The organism is Alkalihalobacillus alcalophilus ATCC 27647 = CGMCC 1.3604 (assembly GCF_000292245.2).
Classification (GTDB): domain Bacteria; phylum Bacillota; class Bacilli; order Bacillales; family Bacillaceae_D; genus Alkalihalobacillus; species Alkalihalobacillus alcalophilus.
On record NZ_ALPT02000002.1, the window covers coordinates 14075 to 38079 of the forward strand.

Sequence of the window (24005 nt, forward strand, 5' to 3'; positions counted from 1 at the left end):
CTTTTGTCCTATAAACCTTGGTTATGCGTCATTTCAACACTCGGCTCCTTCCCTTTTGTCCTATAAACCTTGGTTATGCGTCATTTCAACACTTGGCTTCTCCCCGTTTGTCCTATAAACCTTGGTTATGCGTCATTTCACCACCCGGCTTCTTCCCTTTTGTCTTATAAATCCCATATCACCTTCCCTTAAACCTCGCCACGCAAGGAAAATGCCAAATAAAACAAAGTCAAGCCGAGTGTTTCTTTTGCATCAATTCCGGTTAATTCGCGAATTTGCTTTAAGCGATAGTGAAGCGTATTTTTGTGAATATGAAGGGCTTCTGCCGTATCGACAATCGATTGATTATGAATCAAATAACTACGTAACGTTCCTTGTAGCTCTGGCTCGCTTTCTAATCTTCCAAGAACTCGCTCAAGAAATTCATCTTTAACAGAATGCTCCATCTCTGCCCCTATAATCTCAAGCAATAACTCTTCAGAATAAATAATGCCCTTCTCGATGGTTGCAGCTTTGATAGCCTTACTTGCCTCATGATAAGCCCGTTTTAACGAGTATGTTGTGACTGATTCACTCACACCAATAGAGAAACGTCGGTTTTCTCCATTTTTCAAAAAAGCTTTTCTCCAACGAATTAATTCAGCTTCTAGCCTTTCATCTCGACAAGTCTCCTCACCCTCTATAGCACGTAACAATAGAAAGCGGCCATCTTGCCACCGAATCAAGACATCTTCACTTCGATGGGGAAATTGATTTTGAAACCATTCATTCATAAAAAACGACACAGCTTGCCCGTCCTCGTCACTTGCCTCCATTAAAATACAGAGGTATGGAAAACCAACCGAAATACCAAGCAATTGACCACGTTTAATAAAAGCTTCATCCACCTCGTTAAGCATTACCCATTCATTAAAAAAAGCTTCAAGTCCACGTGTTTGCCATTCCTTTTGTTCCAAATGATACGTTTCTTTAATCATCAACTCGGTCATTTTTCTTAACAAATCAGCGTATGGTTCGATTTCACTTGGATGTCCGGTTACACCAATTACACCAATAATTTTCCTCTCAAACATTAGTGGTAAATTGATTCCGTATTTGACCCCTTTGAAGCGTTCCCTATTCTGTTCATTAATATAGAGCTTTTTTTTCGATTTTAAGACATGATAAGCACCTTGATGAAAATCACCGACTCGGTTCGATTCAGTTGCCGCAATGATCGTTCCCTTTTCATCAACGACAATCATACTCTCATGCATGACTAATCGAACTTCATCAATGACCTTTTGGGCAAGTTCAGGTAATAACCGCATTCCTTTCACCTCTTTTAAATCCTTACTTTTTTCTTAATTTAGCTACCAAACTACTATATCGCACCCATATCTTCCTTATTCTTTACTATCCGAGACTCACGATGCCACCAAATATAAAAAAAGTGACCCATTGAGGGAGCCCTCGCTGAGTCACCTAATTTCCCGATACACGATACCTACTTAACCTTTGTTCTTCCTTTACTTGGAAAACGCAATGTCTCGACTACATTTCTCGTTTCATTTAAATGCTTAACCGACTTGTCATATTGAGAAGAGGCGACACACATAAATAAAATGTCGATCACTTGGAGTTGAGCAATTCGTGATGACGTTGCACCACTTCGGAAAGTTGGTTCTTTTGTCGCAGATGTATAAAGCTGAATATCAGCCGTTTCACTGACGAGCGATTGCCCATACTTCGTTAAACTTATCGTAGACAGCCCTTTATTCTTAGCGACCTCCAAAAATTGACTAACCTCTCTCGTTTCACCAGAAAAAGAAATTCCAATCGCCACATCTTCATCCGTAGCAGTTGCGACTAATGTCGTTGCCATATGAACATCGGTAAAAGCGTACGTTGTTTTATCAATACGTAAAAACTTCTGCTGAGCATCGTGAGCGATAATTCCAGAAGCTCCGATCCCAAAAAAGTGAATACGTCTTGCCTTATTTAACTTTTCAATCGCTTTTTCTAATTCTTCAATATTTAAAAGTTCGGCTGTTTCACGAATCGTTTGAATGGAATTGCTCGTCATTTTGTCAATAATCGTTATCGCCGATTCATTCGGTTCAATATCTCTGAGTCCGTGCTCTATTTTCTTTTGTAAGTCTCCTGCAATCCGTAACTTCAAATCTGGTAAACCTTTTAAATTTAACGATTTACATAAACGAATTACGGCAGCACTACTTGTGGCACTTCTTTTCCCTAATTCATGTGCTGTCAACGAAATAGACTCCTGTGGATGCTCAATGAGATATTCAGCAATTTTTTTTCTCAGAAGGAGGTAGTTTTGGCAACATTTCCGTTAACATAACAAGGCCGCCCGTCATAAATGACATTTCGTATCAACCCTTTTCCATCAAAATATTCTTAATGTCATTATACTAGATTTCTGATCGCATCACACTGATTAAGGATTGACCTTTTTTTATCATAATTGTTTTTCTATTTGCTCCTCCATAAACATCTTGATCTTCTTCTAAATGAACGCTTTTTTGACTGTTACTGGAGCTTTTCCAACTGGCTCAAGCTCCCCAAACAAAATCGCCGCTGCCGTCGATAATGCCGGGTAACTCAACTCATACGTATTCAAATAGACATCGATTTCATTAGGTAAAGCGTTGATATCATAAGGACTTCTCATCGCCACGACAATGACACTCTTCCCTAAATCAATCAATGTTTGAACAACCTTTACTTGTGCTTCATCAATGGAAGCCGACACTAGACCAATGATCACTTGCTCATATGGAGCCACTGCTTGAACCAATTGCTCTAGTGATATAGGCAATGAAATGACATCAGCATTTGTGGCATATTCTCGGATGGCTAATCCTAACGCTGAATGAGCGTATTGTTTATCTTCTGCTTTTGTTAAAATCGTATTTTGCGGTTCAATCACTAATCGTTTTTGTTCCTTTTGTAAAGGTAATTGTGCCTCACCTTTTTCAAGGGTGACACTTTTTTGGTAAACATTCAGTGCTTTTTCTTCATGTTCTTTAGAACCAACGATTTTGGATACTGATTGCTCACTTGCTAAATCTAGCTGCTCCCAACTCGTATACTTTTTCTTTAATTCTATTATTCGATCATAAGCAGCATCGATTTGAGCTTCCCTTATTTCACCATTGGCAAGCGCTTTTTTGATTTCATCCATCGCTCCTTTTTGTTTTTCCAACCTATGAGAAATCATCACAACATCAATCCCCGCTTTTATCGCCGCAACCGCTCCTTGCTCTGTTCCAACTGTTTTCGCAATTGCATCCATTTCAAGACAATCTGTTGTCACAACCCCATTAAAACCAAGCTTTTCACGAAGCAATCCCGTAATCACATTTTTTGATAACGTCGCAGGTATCTCCTCATTCGGTTCAAGTGCTGGAAAATGGATATGAGCTGACATCACGGTATCCGCACCTGCTTGAATACATTCTTTAAAAGGAAGCAATTCAATTTGCTCTAAACGTTCAAGAGAATGCTCAATTTGCGGCATCCCTAAATGGGAGTCAACATTTGTATCACCATGACCAGGAAAATGTTTTAACGTTGTGACCATTCCTGCTTTTTGCAGCCCTTTCATGGTTTCTTTGCCAAACGCTGCAACCTGCTCCGGTTTTTCACCAAACGAGCGAACACCAATGACCGGATTATCTCGGTTATTGTTAACATCAAGGACCGGTGCTAAATTCCAGTTAATCCCGAGTGCTTTTAACTCTTCACCACATATCACTCCAAGCTCAAAAGCATTTCTTACATCACCTGTTGCAGCTGTCGCCATCGCACCTGGTAAAATCGTCGTCCCTTCTCCAATTCGACGCACGATGCCATTTTCCTGATCGACACAAATTAGAAGTGGGTAAGCCTGATTTGCTTCATAAGCGATTTGCTGCAATTCCGTTGTTAAGGCAAGTACCTCCTCAGGCGTTCCAATATTTCGGGCAAATAATATAATCCCACCAATATGATAATCTGTAATAAACTGCTTCATCTCTTTCGGTACTTTTTTTCCATCAAAACCGACGACAAATAATTGCCCTAACTTTTCTTCTAAACTTAATGACGTCATAATTAAGTAAACACCTTCCTTTTATTTAATCAAAATAAGAACGAATAATATTATGGAATCTTGGCCTCAAACGCAGAATCGGATCCTTTCTGCCATAATGAACTCGATTGGTTAATAAAATGACCCGAAGATCGACCTTAGGATCAAACCAGATGCTCGTACCTGTAAACCCAGTATGACCATATGATTCGACTGAAAATAAATCACCACAAGAAGAAACAATCGGGCTTTTTAAAATCCAGCCAAGTCCACGAAACTCTGTATCAAACGGACTATAATTTTTTCTAGAAATTTGTAAAGAGCGAGCAGATAAAATTGTTTTGCCTTTATAAACTCCATCATTTTCAATCATTTCAGCAAAATGAGTTAAGTCCGACATCGTCGAAAAGAGTCCGGCATGCCCACTAATTCCTCCCATAAACTCCGTATTATCATCATGAACAATCCCTTGCTTATACCCTTGAAGGCCTTCACTATATTCAGTTGCTGCAAACCTTTTTTCATTAAAGCTCGGGTTAAACCCTGTCTCCTTCATTTCTAAAGGTTCGAAGACTTCCTTTTGAACAAAGTCTTCAAACCTCTTACCCGTGACCGCTTCAATGACTTGATATAACGTAATAAACCCTAAATCACTATAGATGACCTGTTCACCAATTGCTGAAACGAGCGACTCTTGATAAATTTGATTGATAATTTGTTCCGTTCCTAATTTTTCTTCGTAATAGCGACGGTGGGCCGGTAATCCAGAAGTATGTGTTAGTAGATGTTTAATCGTTATATCTTCTTTTCCATTTGTTGCAAACTTAGGTAAAATCGTTTTGATACGGTCATCTAAATGAATGTCTCCGTATTCGATCAACTTTAAAATGGATGGTAAGGTCGCCACAACCTTTGTTAAAGAAGCTAAATCAAAGACGGTATTTAAAGCCATTTTTTCTTTTGTAGGAAAAACGCTCCGATATCCTAAAGCCTCTTCATAAAGCACCTTCCCCTGATGAGAGATATGAATCACTGCCCCTGGAATATGCTTGAGGTTAATCTCCTTTCCTATAAATTCTCGAACTCTTTTCTCCAAAATATTCACTCCCTACCAAGCTCACTTAATTTATATGAATCAACCGATTGATGATGAATATTCATCATAATACTCCCAATTGTCTTTCATTGCGGTGACCGATTTATACTTTGCTATGTGCAAAAAAACTGAGCTTAAATCAAATGCTCAGTTTCTTTCACCACAAATCCATTTAAAAGGGCAAAGCTAATTTCCCCATCGAAACTGCCTTTGTAGCACCTGTCGCTGATGGTGTATTATTTGTTTGCTGACGTAAAAACTCATTTCCTAAAATCGCAAAAGCAATCGCTTCTTTAGCATCACTTGAAAACTCAAGAACCTCCATCGATTTGACAGGGCGCTTTAACCCTTTTTGTAAGTGATCCATTATAAAACGATTATGCACCCCACCCCCACCAACAAACACTTCCTTTATATCATATTGTTGATCAAGTTGCTCTTGAATTGTGCTAGTAATCGAATAAACGGTAAAGCTTGTAACCGTTGCGACAATATCCTCAAATTCTAATCTACGGGCCCGGCCTTCTAACCAGATTTTCTCAGCTAGATTACGGTGATAAAATTCCCTACCCGTGCTTTTAGGATAAGGTAATTTAAGAAAAGCGTCTTCGCTAATTAATTTTTGAAGCCACGCCTCGTCAACTTGGCCTTTTTGGGCAAGTTCTCCTGATTCATCAAAATCCTTCGCTCCATTTGTACCAATCCGCACCATCTCATCGATTAAGACATTCCCAGGCCCTGTATCAAATGCCAATACTTCATGCGAAGGCTGCTCCCCTGGTGAATAAGCTGGCAAAACAGTTAAATTTGCCATTCCACCAATATTTAATAACGCTCTTCCGTTTGTTTCACTACGAAACAGAATGTCATCAACAAATGGAACAAGTGGGGCTCCCTGACCTCCAACCGCCATATCACTTGGGCGAAAATCACCAACCGTTAACGCTTTTGTCCGCTCGGCAATAACCGCAAGCTCCCCAATTTGAAGGGTCGCCCCTTCATTAGGAAGATGGTGGATCGTCTGTCCATGTGAGCTCACAAAATCTAAATCCTTTAAATGATAGGGAGTGCCTTCTAAAACATACGCTACACTTTCCGCCATTTTTTCCGCGAGAAGCACATTTAAACGGCAAACCTCATCAACCGAAGACGTTTCTGGGTGACAAATACGAAGAATTCTCTCTTTTAACTCTTCCTCATATTGCAGCGTTTGAAAACCTACTAACTGAACTTCTGTTGAATATCCAGAACCTTTAATTTCAACTAAAGCAGCATCAATTCCATCAACAGATGTACCAGACATAAGTCCAACAGCAAGCACCTTTTCCTTTGTTAATGGTAATGCGATTGGCTTCACCACTCTCACCTCTTTATCGATTGTGTTAATAAAATTCCATTTTTTGTTAGAAAGTTATTTGATTCCCTTTGCGGCTTTTGTTCGCTCGCTTCAGGCTTCATTGCTGGACTTTGATTCCCTTTACGGCTCTTATTCGCTTGCTTTTGGCTTCATTCGCCGCCTTTGATTCCCTTACCGGCTTTTCCACACTCATTTCCGGCTTCATCTCAATTCACCAAAACCATCTCCACCTTATTCCTTCACTCCACCAAGCGTTAAACCTTTAATGAAGTAACGTTGGAAAATGAGGAAGAAAATAATAATTGGAACGGCGGCGACTGTTGCACCTGCCATTAAGAACTTAAAGCTCGTTAAGTTTGCATCTTGTAGTGTCTTTAATCCTGCTGGTAATGTCATCAAATCGACATCGTTAATGACAATGATTGGCCATAGGAAGGAATTCCAAATCATAACAAATGTGAAAATACCTAAAGTCACCATTGCCGGTACTGCTAGTGGCATAACAATTTTAAAGAAAATTTTCAACTCACTTGCTCCGTCAATTGTCGCGGCCTCAATTAATTCATCAGGTACAGATAATAAAAATTGCCGCATTAAGAAAACACCAAAAGCCATCGCTAAGTTTGGTAATATTAATGCCCAGTGGGTATCAAAAAGTTGTAACTCTTGTACGATAATAAAGGTTGGGACTAAAGTTACTTGTTCTGGAATCATCATTGTTGCAATAATCGCCCAAAAGAAAATCCATTTTCCAGGAAATTGTTTTTTAGCAAAAACATAGCCAGCCATCGTATCGATTAGAACAATGATTGCTGTTGTCACTATCGCTATATACATACTATTAAAGAGCCATTTTAAAATAGGGGTCGTTGTAAATAGCCGTGTAAAAGAGCTAAATGTTTTCTCCCTCACTTCTGTCATTAAATCGCTATGAATTTCTGCTTGAGCATAATCACCTGCACGCTCAGCCACTCTTTTCTTTTGCCATTGGGAAATGTATTCGGAAATCCCAACTGGATATAACTTTGGTGGAGCTGATTCCACATAAGACATCGGCGTATCCATCTCTTCATTTTGATAACTAGGTAATTGCAACGCCGTTGAAAAGACCCAATATAAAGGCAAGAGAGAGACGATAGCGACTATCGTTAATACGATTAATGTTATTGGCTTTTTTAATTTATTTAACATCGATTCTCATCCCCCTCACTATTTATCTGTTTTTAATGCTTTAAATTGAGCAATCGCAAAGCCCATCAGAATAATAAATAAAATGACAGATTGGGCCGATGCCAATCCAAAGTTAAAGTCTCGGAATGCCGTTTTATAAATGACATGAACGACGGTCTCTGTTGAATAGCCGGGTCCACCGCCTGTCATCATAATAATTTGAGTGAAAACTTGAAATGAACCAATCGTACTAATAATGACTAAATATAAGGTTGTTGGTTTTAACAAGGGTAACGTAATCCTTACCCACTTTTGAAATGGACTTGCCCCATCAATATCAGCAGCCTCATATAAGGAAGGATTAATATTGTTCATCGCCGCTAAATAAATAATGATTCCAGATCCTGGAGGTATAAGTATCGACATAATCATTAAAGATGGCAATGCAGTCGACGTTTGAGCTAACCAGTTCACCGGCTCAAATCCAAAGAACCCTATTATGTAGTTAAATAAACCAAAACGATAGTTATACATCCAACGCCAAACCATTGCGATAATAACCATTGAAGTAACTGTAGGAAGATAAAAGGCCGCTCTAAAAAAGGTTTGTGATACTCTGCCTAAAGGATGAATTAAGGCAGCAATTACTAAAGCCGTAATTATAAAAGCAGGAACTGTCACAAGTGTATAAATGAGTGTGTTCCATAAAGCTGCTCTAAAAATAGGGCTTTGAAATGCGTCAATATAATGCTTAAACCCGACATAATCAACGGTAAAAACACCACGGTCTTGAAAGGAGATAACAAACGCCCAGACGATTGGTATGAACATAAAAATAATAAAGAAGACTAACTTCGGTAATAGAAAAAAGTAGGCTGACTTGTTATTTCTTATTTTTTCCCACAACGTTTTTTTCGGTATAATAATTTTTTCAGTTGAACTCATATTAGGGTTTGTCTCCATTTTTGCTCCCCCTCTCCAATTCTACTCAATAAAAATTTCAACCAACATACACTTTGCACTCAGCAGTTGAACAACTGAACTTCCCATCCATTGGAACTCACTCTATAATCTCAGCAACCCGTTTCCCACAGGAGCCTCGTATATTCGATAAATTGACAAAATATTAAGTTTTTTATACCAAAAGCTCTTCTCCCTTCAACTGGAAAGAAGAGCTTTTGTTGAACCTAATTAATTACCCATAATTCTTTCTACTTCAGAACGTGCATCTTCTAAAGCTTCTTGCGGTGTTTTCTCACCATTAGCTGCCAATTGAAGCTGACTTTGAATCACTTCATCAATTCTTGCCCATTCTGGATGACGAGGAATCGGAATGACTTGGTCACTTAGTTCCTGTGCCGCAGCCATTCCCGGATTATCTGCAAATGGGTCCATATCTGCTGTAGAGATACGAGCTGGGAATGTACCATAATTTTGGGCCATTACATATTGTTCATCTGTACTAGAGACAAGCTTCAAAAATTCACCGACCATTTTTTTCTTCGCTTCATCTTCTTGATGGAACATTACATAACCACCAACACCACCAAATGTAACCGGCTCACCTAAATCACCAATTGGATATTCGGCGACCATAAAATTCATTTCATATTCTTCACTTTGTAAAGAGCTAATCGCCCATGTTGCCCATGGCTGAACCGCAACTGTCCGTTGATTTAGTGCTGCAAACGCTTGGAATGTTCCTCCAACATCAGCACTTCCCATTTCAACAGGTGCCGCACCGTGTTCAAACTTCAAATCAACCAATTTTTGTAAACCACTTACAGCTTCAGGAGCATCAAATGTATATTCCGTTAAATCATCATTTAATGGGTAGCCACCATCCATAAATAAGAATGGCCAAGCCTCATAATAACCCGGCATAATGTACGTAGAGAAACCATAAACATCGCCGTCTGTTAACGCAATCATTTTCTCAACAAACTCATCATACGTCCAACGCCCATCTACTGGCGGTTCAACCCCTTTTTCTTCAAAAATATCAAGGTTTAAGAGTAAAGTTTGTACGCTAATTGACGTTGGTACTCCGTAAATATTTCCATTATGCTCATAGGCTTCAATGGCATTTGGATAAAAATCTTCCCACTCTTCAGCGGTAAATAAATCATCTGTTTGCTCAATCACACCTTCTTCAATATGATTCAAACTAATTGTACCGCCACTAATATCAATCGGGGCAATGTCTGGCCAAGTTTTTCCTGCAATAGCAACACTCAAACTGTCTCCAAGCTCTGCCCATGGCTGCTGAACAATGTTAATGTCAACACCAGGATACTTTTCTTCAAATTCTGCTGCCTTTTCCTCGATCCAGTGGAATTTATTCTCATCTGCATCATCCCATCTTGGACCATCCCAAACTGTAATCGTTCCTTCCCATTCTTCCCAATTCTCAACATCTGTTGAAGAAGAGTTCCCCCCACAGGCTGTCAGTGCAGTAAGCCCTAAAATAACAGCTCCGGCAATCAATGATTTTTTCATCTTTTTCACTTGAATCCCCCTTACCTGCATAATTAATATGTTTAATCTCAATAGAAGAAATAATCTTCTATTAAGAGTAATACCGCGGTTAGTTTCTTTGGGCCAGTTCAATTGCCTTCCTTACAAATCCATTGCCTTGCTGCAAAAGTGCCAATGCCTCCTCATATCCTACATTCCCTCGGATCATCACAATCGCCACTTTTACATCATTGTTAGCTTTCATTAAAATCGTTCCAGCTTTCTTTTCTGATGCACCAGTTGCATTCATCACAATATTTTTCGCTCGTTCTTTGAGCTTTAAATTGCTTGCATTTAAATCGACCATTAAGTTTTCATACACTTTGCCTAGTTTAATCATCGTGGTTGTCGAGAGCATATTCAAGACCATTTTATGAGCAGTAGCTGCTTTTAACCTTGTAGAACCAGTCAAAACTTCAGGACCAACTGAAACTTCAATTGCATACTCTGCTACTTCGCTAAGTTCTGAATTTGTATTCGCTGTTAAAGCGATTGTTTTCGCCCCTAATGATGTTGCATATTCGATAGCCCCGATCACATATGGAGTACGTCCACTTGCGGCAATCCCAACTACAACATCATCAGGTCCGAAATGAGCCTTTTCTAAATCTCTTTTTCCTTCTTCTGGTCGGTCCTCAATGCCTTCTACAGCTGTTGTAATCGCCTTTTCCCCACCAGCCATTATTCCTTGTACAAGTCCAGGTTCTGTCCGAAATGTTGGCGGGCATTCTGATGCATCAATCACTCCTAATCTTCCACTCGTACCAGCTCCAACATAGAACAAGCGACCACCATTTTTCATAGCTTCATAGATAATATTTGTCGCTTGTTCTATGGCAGGCAAACATTTTCTAACAGCTAAAGCAACCGTTTCGTCTTCCTTATTCATTAAGGTTAAAACTTCTAAAGTTGATAGCTGATCAATATTGAGCGTCTGTTCATTTCTCTTCTCTGTCGTTAATTGCGATAAATCAAGTTCCATATAATCACCAAATTTCTATAGATGTAATGAAATATCATTTTATTTTATATTATTATTTATAAAACTTAATTTCAATACTTTTTTTAGAATTTTTCAAAATTTAATTTTATCCCTTTTAAAACACAGAAAACCAATTAGGATAAGAGTATTTCAAGAAGCGATATGACATAAATTAACAAAGTTCGTTGAATCAAGTAACTCTAGCAAACTTTCGACATAGTACTAAAATGATATTTTGTAAAAGTTAAGACAAACATGAAATATTGTGTTGAATTTTCAGAATTATTTTTCTATAATGGGATTTAATTAGTCGAAAGGAGGTTTATCTCGTTTGATCATGTCTTCATCATCTTAATAATCTAGGAGGAATCCCATGAAAAAGAAAGCGTTATCAAGAATGATGTGTGGTTTTTTAATTATTCTCTTGGCATTCGGACATATTCCCCAAGCTTCCGCAAGTGAACAGACATCTTCTAATGAATCATCTATGTCATTTACTGAAAAAATTATGTCAAAGGATTCTCATAATCTCTTACTTGAATTAGAGCTTCAAGGCAAGCTTGCTTTAGCCGATAATTATGAAGTGTTTTATGTAAAAGATGGACAAACGATTAAAACTTCCTTAGCAGAGGTACGAGTTGGTGCCGAAAACATTAAAGTCTATTTAAACGATGAAGATCAAATTGAAACGATCCATATATATGGAGAAACACCTATCAAAAACATTCGGGTCGGCATACATACAACGAACTTTGCTTCATTAGACCACGACTCCTTTATTGCCAAATCAGCAGCTGGTTTGTTAGTTGAAGACAAAATAGCAAATGAAAGCTTTGAGATCCCAGCTAATCAAAATATCACCATTACACGTAATGGTGCCGAACTTTCAGTCGTCAATTCTGAAGGGACAATTTATTCCGGAGAAAATCGAATTTATGTATATTCTCTTGATGAAGCCGATAAAATTGACGTCACTTCTCATACGAGAGCATCTGGATATGAACCTAGTTACCGAGGTTTTTTTGAGGTTACTCCTTCTCAAACAGATGGAAAAGTTAGAGTTTTAAATGAAGTTTATATGGAACATTATTTATATCAAGTCGTTCCGAGTGAAATGCCCGCTAGTTTTGGTGAAGAAGCTTTAAAAGCTCAAGCGGTTGCCGCAAGAACATATGCCTTAACGAACTTTTTTAGAGCTGATTTTTTAGCCCATGGTTACCAAGTCGTAGATAGTGTCATGAGTCAAGTTTATAATAATATTCCAGAAAATGCGACGACATCAGCAGCCGTTAATGCAACTGAAGGGCTTGTCATGATGAATAATGAGGAATTAATTGATGCTCTTTTTTATTCTACTTCTAGTGGTTACAGTCAAACCAAACATGAAACATGGTCTGAAGCTGATGGGACATACCCAAGTGCTGAGGTCCCTTACCTTATGGCTTCAAGTCATATTTATGATGAAGCAACCGAAGAAATTCTTGAATTTGATACAAGCGACGAAGAAGTAATGGACGAGTTTTTTCGAGATTTATCCTTACGTGGTTATGGAGATGATTCTTTATTCCACCGTTGGAAAGTTGAACTAACGGCACAAGAACTAACAAACACTTTAAATAAACACTTAACAACGAGACAAGTAGCTGACCCCAATTTTGTCTTGACTCTAAATGGTGATGGCCATTTCGTCTCTTTACCTATTCCAGCCGAGGGGATTGGTGAGCTTGTTGACTTAACAATTGCCAAACGCGGTGAAGGAGGAGCCGTTACAGAACTTATTGTTGAAGGGACAACTGGAACCTATAAGATTATTAAAGAATTAAATATCCGTTTTTCTATCGGCCTATTAGGTGCTGATATAGGAGGTAGTGATGCCGTTCTTCACCAAGCGACTGGCGGAAGTGAAGATTATCATGCAACACGGACAAACTTTACTTTCTTACCCTCCTCCTCTTTTACGTTGCAAATAGATTTTGACGAGGAAAATGAAGAAACCTTAAGCAATATTACTTTCTTTGGTGGTGGTTTTGGCCACGGTGTTGGGATGAGTCAATATGGTGCTGGTGACCTCGGCCAAAATTTAGGGTGGAGCTATGATGACATTCTTAAACTCTACTATCAAGAGATTGAATTTTTTGATATTTATCAAATTCCGAACGTAAAACCTCCTGTTGATCCACCTGTAGAAACGACTTTTAACGAAAAAATTATGTCAAAAACACAGTCTTCGATTGAGCTAGAGTTACAAGGAAATTTACCTGTAGCTTCTAATGTTGACATTATTAGAACGATTGACGATGTATCACAACCCGCTTCTTACAATGATGTACGTGTTGGTGCAGATAATGTGACCGTTCATCTAAATGAATTAGGTGAAATCGAAGCCATCGAAATTACGGGTACAACCCCAGTAGAATTTATGCGTGTTGGAATTATGAATGATAACTTTGCTTCTATTGACCATGATTTCTTTGCTGTTAAATCCATGGGCGGTTTAACCATTGAAGATAAAATAGCAGAAGAAATCATTTCAATTGATGCCGATACAGAAGTTGTGATTGCCATTGAGAATGAAGTAACAACGGTAAGTGTAGGCAGTGATGTCATTTACTCTTCTAATAATCGTCTTTATGTAAATCCTAATGAAGAAAAGATTTCTGTCACTTCTTTTACACGTGCACAAGGAGTACCGTCTTATCGAGGCTTATTCGAAATCACTTCCTCTCCAATTGCCGGAAAGCTTCGCGTCATTAATGAAGTCGATTTTGAAGAATATCTTTATCAAGTGTTACCAAGTGAGATGCCTGAATTCTTTGGTTTAAACGCCTTAAAAGCTCAAGCGGTTGCGGCAAGAACATATGCATTACGAGGATTCTATAGTACCGGTTTCACTTCGAATGGTTATTTTGTTGTAGATAGTGTTTTAAGCCAGGTTTACAACAATGTAGATGAAAATGAAACCTCAACTCAAGCCGTTAACGAAACAAAAGGTATTGTCATGGTTGATGAAGATGGGAATTTAGTAGATGCCCGTTATTATTCTACATCGAGTGGTTTTGGTGCTTCTAAACACCAAGTTTGGTCAGAAGCAAATGGCGACTTCCCTAGTTCCGTCACACCTTATCTCATTTCTCAAAGTCATACATTTGATCCCGATAACCCAGGACAAATGCTTGATATTGATACATCTGATGAAGAAGTGTTAAATGCGTTTTATAAAGATTTATCCTATGAGAGTTATGATGGTGAATCATGGTATTTCCGCTGGATGTTCGCTTTATCTCATGAAGAACTAGCGAATACGATTAATGCAAATATTCACGAAAGATATGCTGCTCAAAGTGACTTTGTCTTAACAGCAGACGAGAACGGAAACTTTGTTTCGAAACCAATCCCTGCTGAAGGCATCGGTGAATTTGTTGATATGCATGTGTCTGAACGCGGTGATGGTGGGATTGCAATGTCACTCATAATCGAAGGAACAACTGGTACCTATCAAATTTTAAAGGAGTATAATATTCGTTTTCTTATTCGACCACGTGCAGTTGACACTGGTGGAGATGATGTTATCCTTCACCGGGCGAAACAAGGAGAAACCGAATATGGAATGGAACTTTCTAACTTTTCAATCATTCCATCTGCGTTCTTTAGCTTAGATTTAGAAGATGGACAAGTTGTCTTTTATGGCGGCGGTTACGGTCATGGAGTTGGAATGAGCCAATTTGGCGCTTATCAACTCGGAGAAATGAACGGTTGGGAATACTCACGTATCTTAACTTCCTACTACCCTAATATGACACTCATTAATTGGGCTGATCGGACTGAAGTCGAAGTGCCAGGCGAACCGGGTGAACCGGGCGAACCAGGACAACCAGGTGAACCGGGTGAACCAGGACAACCGGGTGAACCGGGCGAACCAGGACAACCGGGACAACCAGGTGAACCGGGTGAACCAGGCGAACCAGGTGAACCAGGTGAACCGGGTGAACCAGGACAACCGGGTGAACCGGGCGAACCAGGACAACCGGGTGAACCGGGACAACCGGGACAACCGGGACAACCGGGACAACCGGGACAACCAGGACAACCGGGACAACCAGGACAACCAGGACAACCGGGACAACCGGGACAACCGGGACAACCAGGACAACCGGGACAACCGGGACAACCGGGACAACCGGGACAACCAGGACAACCAGGACAACCAGGACAACCAGGACAACCAGGACAACCAGGACAACCGAGCGAACAACCAAGTGGTGGTAACAAAGATGACAAAAGCCAAAAATTACCTGATACGGCTACATCCTATTATAATTGGCTGCTGATAGGCTCCCTTCTTTTACTCACAGCAGCAGGATTTTTCCTAATTAACAAACGAAAAACAAAAACAAACAATAGTTAAAAAAGCTGAATTGGAAATGAAAAGAGGCTGAGACAAAACCACTAAAAAAAGAGTTAGATGACTAGAAATGACGGTCATCTAACTTTGTTAATGGAAATTACTTATTTTATATTACAAAAGGAATGAGAAGATTTACCCTCTATCTTAGTGGACGAAAACATGCGGAGACTCCCGTGGGATCTAGTGGCAGAGCCGAAATCCACTAGTGAAACTAGTTAGTTCGGCACCACCCACAGGACGCGGAGCATGATTTTCGGGAACGGTGAGTAGAACGCTTTTCAAATCAGTACAGAGTTTTGTCCCAGTCAGATAGACAAACGGCCTGTCAGGAGCAATTCTTCACAGGCCGTTTTATATAGTAGATATTCAGGTTTCAACATGCATTGAACTTTTTCTAACCTTCTTAAGCTCATCCAACACATTTGATACTCCTAGCCTTAAGAAATAACGTTATTCTTAATTTGCTTTATACTCTTTCATCGCCTCACTAGTGAAGTCACCTGACACAGCATTTTGTTTTTTAGCTTTCATCGTTAAAGAAATAATTAACAATGAAACAAGTACTAAAACCCCTCCAACTGTAGCATTCATCTCTACTGTCGCACGTTCAATCACAACTCCACCGATCATCGAACCAAAAGCAATTCCAAAATGCAAGGCAGAATTGTTTAAACTTTGTTGGATATCCGATGTTTCTGGGGCAGATGCAATCAGATAACTTTGTATCGCTGGTGTTATTGCCCAACTTAGCATACTCCAAGCCATCATGACTAGTAAAAATAATGGAAGAACACTTGTCGTGTATGGAATTGTAAAAAGTGATAGTGCAAATACAATAATGATTCCAATAATGGTTTTTTGAGGGCCGAAACGATCAGATAACATTCCTCCTACTCCCCCACCAATAATCGCAGCAATTCCAAAAATAAGATACATCAAGCTAATCCAGGTTCCATCAAGTCCCATTGTCATTTGTAAAAAAGGTGTTAAGTAAGCATACAGTGTTAGATGCCCAGCTAGAAATAAAAATGAAGTTAACTGAATCAATAACAGTTTGCCATTTTTTAAGGTCTTCAACTGTTCTTTTAATGAAATACTTGGTTTCGGATTCATCCGCTCCATAAAAAAGTAAATACCAATAAAAGATATTGCTGTTAAAATCGTAATCATCAGAAAAGGTGCACGCCACCCAAAAGCATTACCTAGCATTAGCCCTATTGGTACACCAAGCACTAATGAAGCACTTATTCCCATAAACACAATCCCAATCGCACGTGCCCTGTACTGTTTTAAAACAATATTGGATGCAATCGTTACACATAAAGCAATTAGCAACGAACCACTCATCGCTGAAATAATCCGAGCAATCATCAGCATAAAATAACCCGTACTAAAAATAGCTAATAAATTTGCTAAAAAGAATATCAATAAAGAAATTAACGTTAACTTCTTTCGTTCAACTTTTGCTGTAGCCGTTAATAAAATCGGTCCAAAAATAGCAAATACTAAAGAAAATATGGAGATCAGCATCCCAACTTTCCCTAAAGAAACCTCCAAATCAACAGCGACTAAATCAAGGATTCCTCCAAGAATCAATTCAACTAATCCAACCACAAACGAAACAATCGTTAATAAATATACTCGTTTATCCATTTAAACACCTCTTTTTAAGTTACCACTAGAAGGGTAACATATATTTTATAGGTAAACAAGTAGAAATTCACAAGGGTATAGTCTATGCTATGAGTAAAGTTATCCATAAAAGGAGGATTAAGATGCTACAGCAATTTGGTTTTACCCAATATGAAAGTCAAGTTTATTCGTCTCTTATTACTATTAATCAAGCACTCGATCCGACTGCCATCGTTAAACGCTCCGGGGTTCCCCGTTCAAAAGTATATGAAGTTCTCCATCGATTATCTGAAAAAGGCATTATATTAGAGACCACCGTTGAAAAAAAACGTCTCTACATAGCTTTGCCACTAGATGCATTAATCGAAAAATTAAAATCGGATTTTGAATTAAATATTGAAGAACTTCAAAAAATCAATGTGGAAGAAATGGAAGCCGATGATCGAGTGTGGAGTTTAAAAGAAAATCATTCGATACAATCATTAATGAAGGAATTATCGGAAGCAGCTAAACAGACGATTTTTATTTCTGCATGGGCGGACGATTTAAATACATACTTACCAGTGTTAGAAAGAAGATATGAAGAAGGCTTAGATGTCATTATTCATGTGATCGGAGAAGTTGAAACGAGTATACCAACTGTCTCCACCCTTATCCCTGACCAAAGTCATAGCACACTCGAACGCAGTCGAATTATTATTGTTGACGACCAAGAAATGATGTTTGCTGGTATTGAAGATTCAAATTGGCAAGCGATTCGAACTCAATCGCCTCCACTAGTGAAATTCTTTACTGAATTCTTCTACCATGATGTTGCGTTAACTAAAATCACCCAACGCTATAAAGAAACCGTCATGGCTGATGAAGAAATTAAAGAAGTGTTAATGAAGCTCAGATACTAACTCGTTCAAGCAAAAAAGTCTCCGTAAAATCATGTTAGATTTTACGGAGACTTTTTTGAAACTATCGGAGAGTAACAATTTTTTCGCTCCCTCCTCCAACTGTAACATCGTATTTTATTTATTTTTTAAATATGCCAAATGGCTTTCCATTTGGTAAAACGACTTTTCCAAAGTGGGTATTTAACACGATTGCAGCTGCACCATAAAAAGATAAAAGAGCGATCGCTAATTCTGAGATAGCCGCTAACATTGACGTAAATTCATACATAATACCGAAAGTACTTAATGACAAACCGATAAATAAGAAATCAATACAAACAAAAATATAGAATAAGACCTTATTTGTTTCTAACGCTCCGACTGTCATAAATAAACTAAAAATTAAATATCCAATAAAAGCAACACCTAGTTGTCTTGAGTCGGCATATGCTAATAATGTTTCTCCAAAAACGCCCATTTGGATTAACCATGTCGTCCCTACTCCAAACCAAAATAAACCAAAAGCTCCAAAAGCAGTCGTTCCAAAAATATTATTATGCTTTGCGTCAAGCATCGCCGCAATTAATTGTGCAATTCCTCCTAAGAAAAACGCCCACGGCAGGATAAGTGACAAGCCATCCGTTAACCCTAATTTTTGTGATGAGGCAACCAACGTTACCATAGCTAGTCCAAACAAACCTAAAGCAGACGGATCGGCCGTTGTAATTTTAACCTCTGTATGATTCTGAGATCCCATTTTTTTAACCCCTTTATAATAAATATATAATTTCTTACCTATATAAACATTGATACGGTTAATCACATCTAAAAATAACCTTTTTTATCATACATGAAGTTTGTTGCTTTGTGTCGAATAAATTGCCCTTTTCATTAAGTCTTTTTAATGGAAATGTTTTGTCATAACAGAATAATTAGAATCTAAACGCTCTCAAAAATAAGTAAAGCGATTTCATGAACATTGAATGAAAATGATTGATTATGAATGATTTTGACTGTATTATAAAATTATAAAGGCAGAAGAGGTGAATACTCATGTTGACATTAGAGAGAAAAGAACGAATTCTTGCCCTTCTTAAAAGACATGAAGTTGTTAAAATTCAAGAGATCATCGCTGATACGGGAGCTTCTGAATCAACGATACGCCGTGATTTAACCGAACTTGAACAAGAGAAGAAACTTAAACGGATACATGGTGGTGCAACATTACCTTCAAACAAAAGAGATGAACCGACAATGGCTCAAAAATCACTCAAAAACCGTCACGAAAAGGTTGAAATCGCCAAAAAAGCAGCCACTTTTGTTCAAGACGGAGATTGTATTTTTTTAGATGCCGGGAGTACAACCTTTGAGATGATTCCTTTTTTAAAAGGCAAAAACATTGAAGTCGTCACAAATGGGCTAACAAATATAACAGCCTTGCTTGATGCTGATATTCATACTCATGTACTCGGTGGTTATGTCAAAAAAGGGACTCATGCATTTGTTGGTCGAAGTGCAATTGAAACGATGGAGATGTTCCGTTTTGACCATGTATTTTTAGGAACTAATGGCATTACAGCAGCTGATGGTTGTACAACCCCCGATCCTGAGGAAGCTTTTATTAAATCACATGCGATTAAGTGCGGTCGCCAAGCTTTTGTGCTAGCTGATCATACAAAATTTGGAGATGTTACTTTTTCAAAGATTACCGATTTAAATAAAGTTATCCTTATTACAAGCCAATACATGCAAGAGCAAAACTTTCTACTTCACGACCAAATAACAGCTTTGACCAAACTAGAGGTGGTAAACATATGATTTATACAGTAACACTCAATCCTGCACTCGATTATTTCGTTTCCGTTGAGTCATTTAAAACAAGCGAAGTGAATCGTTCTAAGGCTGACCATAAAGCCCCAGGTGGAAAAGGAATTAATGTCTCACGTGTTTTAAAACATATGGGTCAGCCAAGCGTAGCCCTTGGTTTTATTGGTGGCTTTACAGGTGAATATATTAAATCCACCGTCCAGCAAGAAGAGATTCAAACCGACTTTATTCAAGTCGAAGGGGACACTCGAATAAACGTCAAAATAAAAAGTGACGTTGAATCTGAACTAAATGGTGTCTCACCCAATATCTCTTCCGATAACGTTAGAGATTTAGAGAAAAAATTTGAAAAAATGGTTCATGGGGACACCGTGATCCTTTCAGGAAGTGTTCCAAATTCACTCCCTCCTACTGTCTATCAACATTGGACAAGTTTGTTGAAAAAGCGAGGGGTTGAAGTATTTATAGATACGAGTGGACAACCATTAGTAGAAGCGATTCAGGCAAAACCGACTTTTATTAAACCAAATCACCACGAACTATCAGAACTTGTTGGTGACTCTATTCAAACCTTTGAGCATGCCGTACCTCATGTTCAATCATTAATTGATTCAGGTATTGATTACGTCCTATTGACTTTTGCTGGGGACGGAGCATTATTGGCGACAAAAGAACAAATTCTAACCGCTAATACCCCTAATGGCATCGTCAAAAATTCAATTGGTGCTGGTGATTCAACGGTTGCAGGTTTTGTAAGTGCCCAGAAAGAAGGAATGGAACTTGCGGATGCCTTTCGATTTGCGATTGCAACAGGGAGTGCGACTGCCTTCTCAACTGGCTTAGCTACACGCTCAAAAGTCGAGTCTTTGCTAGCTGACATTCAAATTACAGCTTATAAACAATAAATAGCTAAAACGAAAGGGGAAAAAGAAATGAAAATCTCTGATCTATTAAAAAAAGACACTATGATTCTTAACCTTTCCTCCTCCTCAAAAGAAGAAGTTCTAGATGAATTAATCGTCAAACTTGATGAGGCCGGAAGATTAAACGATCGAACAAAATATAAAGAAGCGATTCTTACTCGTGAACAACAAAGTACAACAGGTTTAGGTGAAGGCATCGCAATCCCTCACGCCAAAACCGCTGCGGTCAAAACTCCAGCTATTGCGTTTGGTCGCTCAACATCTGGTATTGATTTTGAAGCACTTGATGGACAACCAAGCCATTTATTCTTTATGATTGCGGCATCAGAAGGAGCTAATAATGAACATTTAGCTACTCTATCAAAATTATCTACTTTTTTAATGGATGAAAACTTCCGTAAAAACTTACTAGAGGCTGAATCATTAGAAGATATTATCGCAACAATTGATAATAAAGAGGCTGAAGAGGAAAAAATTGAACATGAGGAAGAAAATGCAAGCGTTTCCGAAGATTCTGAAAAGTTTTTATTAGGTGTAACAGGCTGTCCTACTGGAATTGCTCACACTTATATGGCCGCCGATGCCCTAAAAAAAGAAGCACAGGAACGCGGTTATAAAATTAAAGTTGAAACAAATGGCTCTGGTGGAGTAAAAGGGAAACTGACCGCAGAAGACATCGAACGAGCAGACGGAATTATTGTTGCCGCTGATACAAAAGTCGATATGGATCGCTTTGACGGCAAACGTATTGTCATCGCTCCTGTTGCTGATGGTGTTCGTAAACCAGGTCTCCTCATTGACCGTGCCCTTTCTGGCGAAGAGCCAGCTTATCGTGGAAGTGGTAATCAATCAGATAATGCTGATACCAATGCGAATAAAAACTCTGTTGGAGCAAGTATTTATAAACATCTCATGAACGGTGTTTCCAACATGTTACCATTTGTTATCGGTGGTGGTATTTTAATTGCTTTAAGTTTTGTCTTTGAAACTGTCTTTGGTAAGGATAATTTCATTCGTGAACTTCTTATGACCATTGGTAGTGAGAATGCCTTTGCCCTCTTTATTCCAGTTCTTGCTGCCTTTATTGCGATGAGTATCGCTGACCGTCCAGGATTTGCTCCAGGTTTAATTGCTGGTTATATGGCATTCAATAATGACGCAGGATTTTTAGGTGGATTAATTGCTGGTTTCTTAGCTGGTTATATCGCTTTACTCGTGCGCAGATTATTATCACAAATGCCGCAAGCATTAGAAGGACTTAGAACGATTCTGTTTACACCAATACTCAATATTTTAATCACGGGTAGCATCATGTTTTTCTTAGTTGCCCCCCTTGCCTCTATCAATTTAGGCTTACAAAACTGGCTTGGTAATTTAGGAACAGGAAACATGGTCATTTTAGGAATTGTCCTTGGAGCAATGATGGCAATTGACATGGGAGGTCCGATTAACAAAGCAGCTTATACTTTTGGGATTGCGATGTTAGACGCTGGAAACCTTGGTCCACAAGCTGCGGTAATGGCTGCTGGAATGGTTCCACCACTAGGTATAGCGATTGCGACAACCTTTTGGAAACATAAATTTACAAAACAACAACGCGAGTCTGGTCGTACAAACTACATTCTCGGTGCATCCTTTATTACAGAAGGGGCAATTCCATTTGCTGCTGCCGATCCAGTCCGTGTCATTTCAGCTAGTGTAATTGGTGCTGCGGTTGCCGGTGGGTTAACAGGCCTATTCCAAATTGCCTTACCTGCCCCACACGGAGGAATCTTTACGATGTTCCTCGTGAACGGCTCCTCTTTCTCCTATATCGGACTATATGCCTTAGCCATTCTTATTGGTTCTGTTATCACCGGAGTCATTTATGGCATTATAAAAAAACCAATTTCATAAATCGATCGAAGTTAACTAGAAAAAAGGTAGATGTGCGTTATTTTACTCGTGCATCTACCTTTTTTTTCGATCCCTAATTTTGTCTTGTGGCTGGTTTCATTACTTATTATCGTTTTTTTGCACCCTAATTTCGCCATCACACTGATTTCATTACCTATCACAGCTTTTTCGCACTCTAATTTTGATATCCCCCAACTTTCATTACCTATCACAGCTTTTTCGCACTCTAATTTTGATATCCCCCAACTTTCATTACCTATCACAGCTTTTTCGCACACTAATCTCAACATCCCCCAACTTTCATTACCTATCACAACTTTTTCGCACTCTAATCTCCTCATTCCCGAACTTTCATTACCAATCCCGCTCTTAGACTTCCGACTCTCCTGCTCCCTTTATTCTTCTAGCTAAATTAACCATTTGAATCTACTCGCTTTAGTGTTACAATTTTAATCGCGTGTGTGTAAAGAGGGTCTTTACATGCCGAAAAATTAATATTGATGTAGGTGAAGTTAAAATGGTTTGGGAAACACTTAATATTATTGGAACAATTGCCTTTGCCATTAGTGGTGCAATCGTCGCCATTGAAGAAAAATATGATATTCTCGGTGTTTTAGTTTTAGGTTTTGTTACAGCTTTTGGTGGAGGTGCCATTCGAAATTTGTTAATAGGAGCTCCCGTTTCCCTCCTTTGGGATCAGGCACTACTATTTAGTTTAGCCCTTGTCACCATTATTATTGTGTTCTTATTAAAAGACGTATGGATCAATTATTTAAAACGGGTGATTATTTTTGATGCCATGGGCCTAGCAGCGTTTGCAATACAAGGAGCCATGCTTGCAAATGAAAATGGCTTACCATTAGTGGCAGTTGCAACGGCAGCGGTTTTAACCGGCTCAGGTGGAGGAATGGTCCGAGATGTATTAGCTGGAAGAAAACCAGTTATTTTCAGAGACGAAATTTATGCATTATGGGCGATGCTCGCTGGATTAGTTATCGGTTTAGGGCTCATAACGGCACCATTTATGTTCTACACTCTCTTTGTTATTATCGTCGTCTTGAGAATGTTATCGGTACGATTTAACTGGACATTACCTAAATACAGTGATGTTCAGAAAATTTATAAATAGAAGCGAGTATAACCCTTAGAGTCGTATGATGCGGTTCTGGGGGTTATTTTTTGGTTAGAGCAGAGTATTTTCCAACGCTCTCTAACTAGTGAGAATAATTATTCCTTTTTTACAT

Annotated in this window: 18 protein-coding genes; 6 read left to right on the plus strand and 12 right to left on the minus strand. The window is 38.8% G+C overall.

Translation table 11 applies throughout. The annotated features are described in order from the left end of the window. Positions 1-188 precede the first annotated feature (188 nt). The 9 genes from BALCAV_RS00690 to murQ form a co-directional block, all read right to left on the minus strand. On the minus strand, positions 189-1310 hold the full coding sequence (locus tag BALCAV_RS00690) for a CdaR family transcriptional regulator (protein ID WP_003324173.1): 1122 nt from the start codon (positions 1308-1310) through the stop codon (positions 189-191). Positions 1311-1486: 176 nt separating this feature from the next. Further along, positions 1487-2254, minus strand: a complete 768-nt coding sequence (locus BALCAV_RS00695) for a MurR/RpiR family transcriptional regulator (protein WP_326938275.1) — start codon at positions 2252-2254, stop codon at positions 1487-1489. Positions 2255-2509: 255 nt separating this feature from the next. After that, complete coding sequence (nagZ, locus tag BALCAV_RS00700; RefSeq protein ID WP_003324176.1) at positions 2510-4096, minus strand: beta-N-acetylhexosaminidase; 1587 nt, start codon at positions 4094-4096, stop codon at positions 2510-2512. A gap of 25 nt (positions 4097-4121) precedes the next feature. Continuing rightward, the gene (locus tag BALCAV_RS00705; RefSeq protein ID WP_003324177.1) at positions 4122-5171 is read right to left on the minus strand and encodes a serine hydrolase domain-containing protein; all 1050 of its coding nucleotides are present in this window, start codon (positions 5169-5171) and stop codon (positions 4122-4124) included. A 172-nt stretch (positions 5172-5343) separates the two neighbouring features. Continuing rightward, positions 5344-6528, minus strand: a complete 1185-nt coding sequence (locus tag BALCAV_RS00710) for an anhydro-N-acetylmuramic acid kinase (protein WP_003324178.1) — start codon at positions 6526-6528, stop codon at positions 5344-5346. A gap of 231 nt (positions 6529-6759) precedes the next feature. Further along, complete coding sequence (locus BALCAV_RS00715; RefSeq protein WP_003323720.1) at positions 6760-7719, minus strand: carbohydrate ABC transporter permease; 960 nt, start codon at positions 7717-7719, stop codon at positions 6760-6762. Between the two features lie 18 nt (positions 7720-7737). Next, on the minus strand, positions 7738-8661 hold the full coding sequence (locus BALCAV_RS00720) for a carbohydrate ABC transporter permease (protein ID WP_003323722.1): 924 nt from the start codon (positions 8659-8661) through the stop codon (positions 7738-7740). 228 nt (positions 8662-8889) lie between these two features. Further along, the gene (locus BALCAV_RS00725) at positions 8890-10197 is read right to left on the minus strand and encodes a sugar ABC transporter substrate-binding protein (protein WP_040323281.1); all 1308 of its coding nucleotides are present in this window, start codon (positions 10195-10197) and stop codon (positions 8890-8892) included. Positions 10198-10285: 88 nt separating this feature from the next. Beyond that, a complete protein-coding gene (murQ, locus tag BALCAV_RS00730; RefSeq protein ID WP_003323724.1) occupies positions 10286-11197 on the minus strand; it encodes an N-acetylmuramic acid 6-phosphate etherase in 912 nt (303 codons plus the stop codon). 373 nt (positions 11198-11570) lie between these two features. Between murQ and BALCAV_RS20990 the strand changes: the two genes are divergently transcribed. Next, positions 11571-15602 carry a SpoIID/LytB domain-containing protein gene (locus BALCAV_RS20990; RefSeq protein WP_052044313.1) on the plus strand — a complete coding sequence of 1344 codons (4032 nt, stop codon included), beginning with the start codon at positions 11571-11573 and terminating at the stop codon, positions 15600-15602. A 456-nt stretch (positions 15603-16058) separates the two neighbouring features. On the opposite strand, the gene BALCAV_RS00745 is transcribed toward BALCAV_RS20990, so the two are convergent. Next, a complete protein-coding gene (locus BALCAV_RS00745) occupies positions 16059-17255 on the minus strand; it encodes an MFS transporter (protein ID WP_004427453.1) in 1197 nt (398 codons plus the stop codon). Between the two features lie 122 nt (positions 17256-17377). On the opposite strand from BALCAV_RS00745, the gene BALCAV_RS00750 reads away from it, so the two are divergent. Further along, positions 17378-18136: a TrmB family transcriptional regulator gene (locus BALCAV_RS00750; RefSeq protein WP_004427450.1), complete on the plus strand. Its 759-nt coding sequence runs from the start codon at positions 17378-17380 to the stop codon at positions 18134-18136. A 118-nt stretch (positions 18137-18254) separates the two neighbouring features. Here BALCAV_RS00750 and BALCAV_RS00755 read toward each other — a convergent pair whose 3' ends face one another. Further along, complete coding sequence (locus tag BALCAV_RS00755; RefSeq protein ID WP_004427449.1) at positions 18255-18872, minus strand: acetate uptake transporter; 618 nt, start codon at positions 18870-18872, stop codon at positions 18255-18257. Positions 18873-19168: 296 nt separating this feature from the next. Here BALCAV_RS00755 and BALCAV_RS00760 point away from each other — a divergent pair, with 296 nt between their 5' ends. The 3 genes from BALCAV_RS00760 to BALCAV_RS00770 are packed head-to-tail and all read left to right on the plus strand — an operon-like array spanning position 19169 to position 22761. After that, a complete protein-coding gene (locus BALCAV_RS00760; RefSeq protein WP_004427446.1) occupies positions 19169-19933 on the plus strand; it encodes a DeoR/GlpR family DNA-binding transcription regulator in 765 nt (254 codons plus the stop codon). Next, positions 19930-20847: a 1-phosphofructokinase gene (gene pfkB, locus BALCAV_RS00765; RefSeq protein ID WP_004427443.1), complete on the plus strand. Its 918-nt coding sequence runs from the start codon at positions 19930-19932 to the stop codon at positions 20845-20847. The genes BALCAV_RS00760 and pfkB overlap by 4 nt, the downstream gene beginning before the upstream one ends. Positions 20848-20874: 27 nt before the next feature. After that, positions 20875-22761 carry a PTS fructose transporter subunit IIABC gene (locus BALCAV_RS00770; RefSeq protein WP_004427441.1) on the plus strand — a complete coding sequence of 629 codons (1887 nt, stop codon included), beginning with the start codon at positions 20875-20877 and terminating at the stop codon, positions 22759-22761. An 11-nt stretch (positions 22762-22772) separates the two neighbouring features. Here BALCAV_RS00770 and BALCAV_RS00775 read toward each other — a convergent pair whose 3' ends face one another. Beyond that, a complete protein-coding gene (locus BALCAV_RS00775; RefSeq protein WP_152563023.1) occupies positions 22773-23051 on the minus strand; it encodes a hypothetical protein in 279 nt (92 codons plus the stop codon). A gap of 227 nt (positions 23052-23278) precedes the next feature. Here BALCAV_RS00775 and BALCAV_RS00780 point away from each other — a divergent pair, with 227 nt between their 5' ends. After that, positions 23279-23890 (plus strand): trimeric intracellular cation channel family protein, encoded by a 612-nt coding sequence (locus BALCAV_RS00780; protein ID WP_004427437.1) that lies wholly within the window; start codon positions 23279-23281, stop codon positions 23888-23890. The last annotated feature ends 115 nt before the right edge of the window (positions 23891-24005 follow it).

What these genes read in the sequence shown, in the direction of transcription:
- BALCAV_RS20990 (WP_052044313.1), top strand. Translation starts at nt 11,571, where the DNA reads ATGAAAAAGAAAGCGTTATCAAGAATGATGTGTGGTTTTTTAATTATT.
- BALCAV_RS00725 (WP_040323281.1), bottom strand. Translation starts at nt 10,197, where the DNA reads ATGAAAAAATCATTGATTGCCGGAGCTGTTATTTTAGGGCTTACTGCA.
- BALCAV_RS00690 (WP_003324173.1), bottom strand. Translation starts at nt 1,310, where the DNA reads ATGCGGTTATTACCTGAACTTGCCCAAAAGGTCATTGATGAAGTTCGA.
- murQ (WP_003323724.1), bottom strand. Translation starts at nt 11,197, where the DNA reads ATGGAACTTGATTTATCGCAATTAACGACAGAGAAGAGAAATGAACAG.
- BALCAV_RS00775 (WP_152563023.1), bottom strand. Translation starts at nt 23,051, where the DNA reads ATGTTGAGATTAGTGTGCGAAAAAGCTGTGATAGGTAATGAAAGTTGG.
- BALCAV_RS00745 (WP_004427453.1), bottom strand. Translation starts at nt 17,255, where the DNA reads ATGGATAAACGAGTATATTTATTAACGATTGTTTCGTTTGTGGTTGGA.
- BALCAV_RS00715 (WP_003323720.1), bottom strand. Translation starts at nt 7,719, where the DNA reads ATGTTAAATAAATTAAAAAAGCCAATAACATTAATCGTATTAACGATA.
- BALCAV_RS00720 (WP_003323722.1), bottom strand. Translation starts at nt 8,661, where the DNA reads ATGGAGACAAACCCTAATATGAGTTCAACTGAAAAAATTATTATACCG.
- BALCAV_RS00760 (WP_004427446.1), top strand. Translation starts at nt 19,169, where the DNA reads ATGTTGACATTAGAGAGAAAAGAACGAATTCTTGCCCTTCTTAAAAGA.
- nagZ (WP_003324176.1), bottom strand. Translation starts at nt 4,096, where the DNA reads ATGACGTCATTAAGTTTAGAAGAAAAGTTAGGGCAATTATTTGTCGTC.
- BALCAV_RS00770 (WP_004427441.1), top strand. Translation starts at nt 20,875, where the DNA reads ATGAAAATCTCTGATCTATTAAAAAAAGACACTATGATTCTTAACCTT.
- pfkB (WP_004427443.1), top strand. Translation starts at nt 19,930, where the DNA reads ATGATTTATACAGTAACACTCAATCCTGCACTCGATTATTTCGTTTCC.
- BALCAV_RS00750 (WP_004427450.1), top strand. Translation starts at nt 17,378, where the DNA reads ATGCTACAGCAATTTGGTTTTACCCAATATGAAAGTCAAGTTTATTCG.
- BALCAV_RS00755 (WP_004427449.1), bottom strand. Translation starts at nt 18,872, where the DNA reads ATGGGATCTCAGAATCATACAGAGGTTAAAATTACAACGGCCGATCCG.
- BALCAV_RS00780 (WP_004427437.1), top strand. Translation starts at nt 23,279, where the DNA reads ATGGTTTGGGAAACACTTAATATTATTGGAACAATTGCCTTTGCCATT.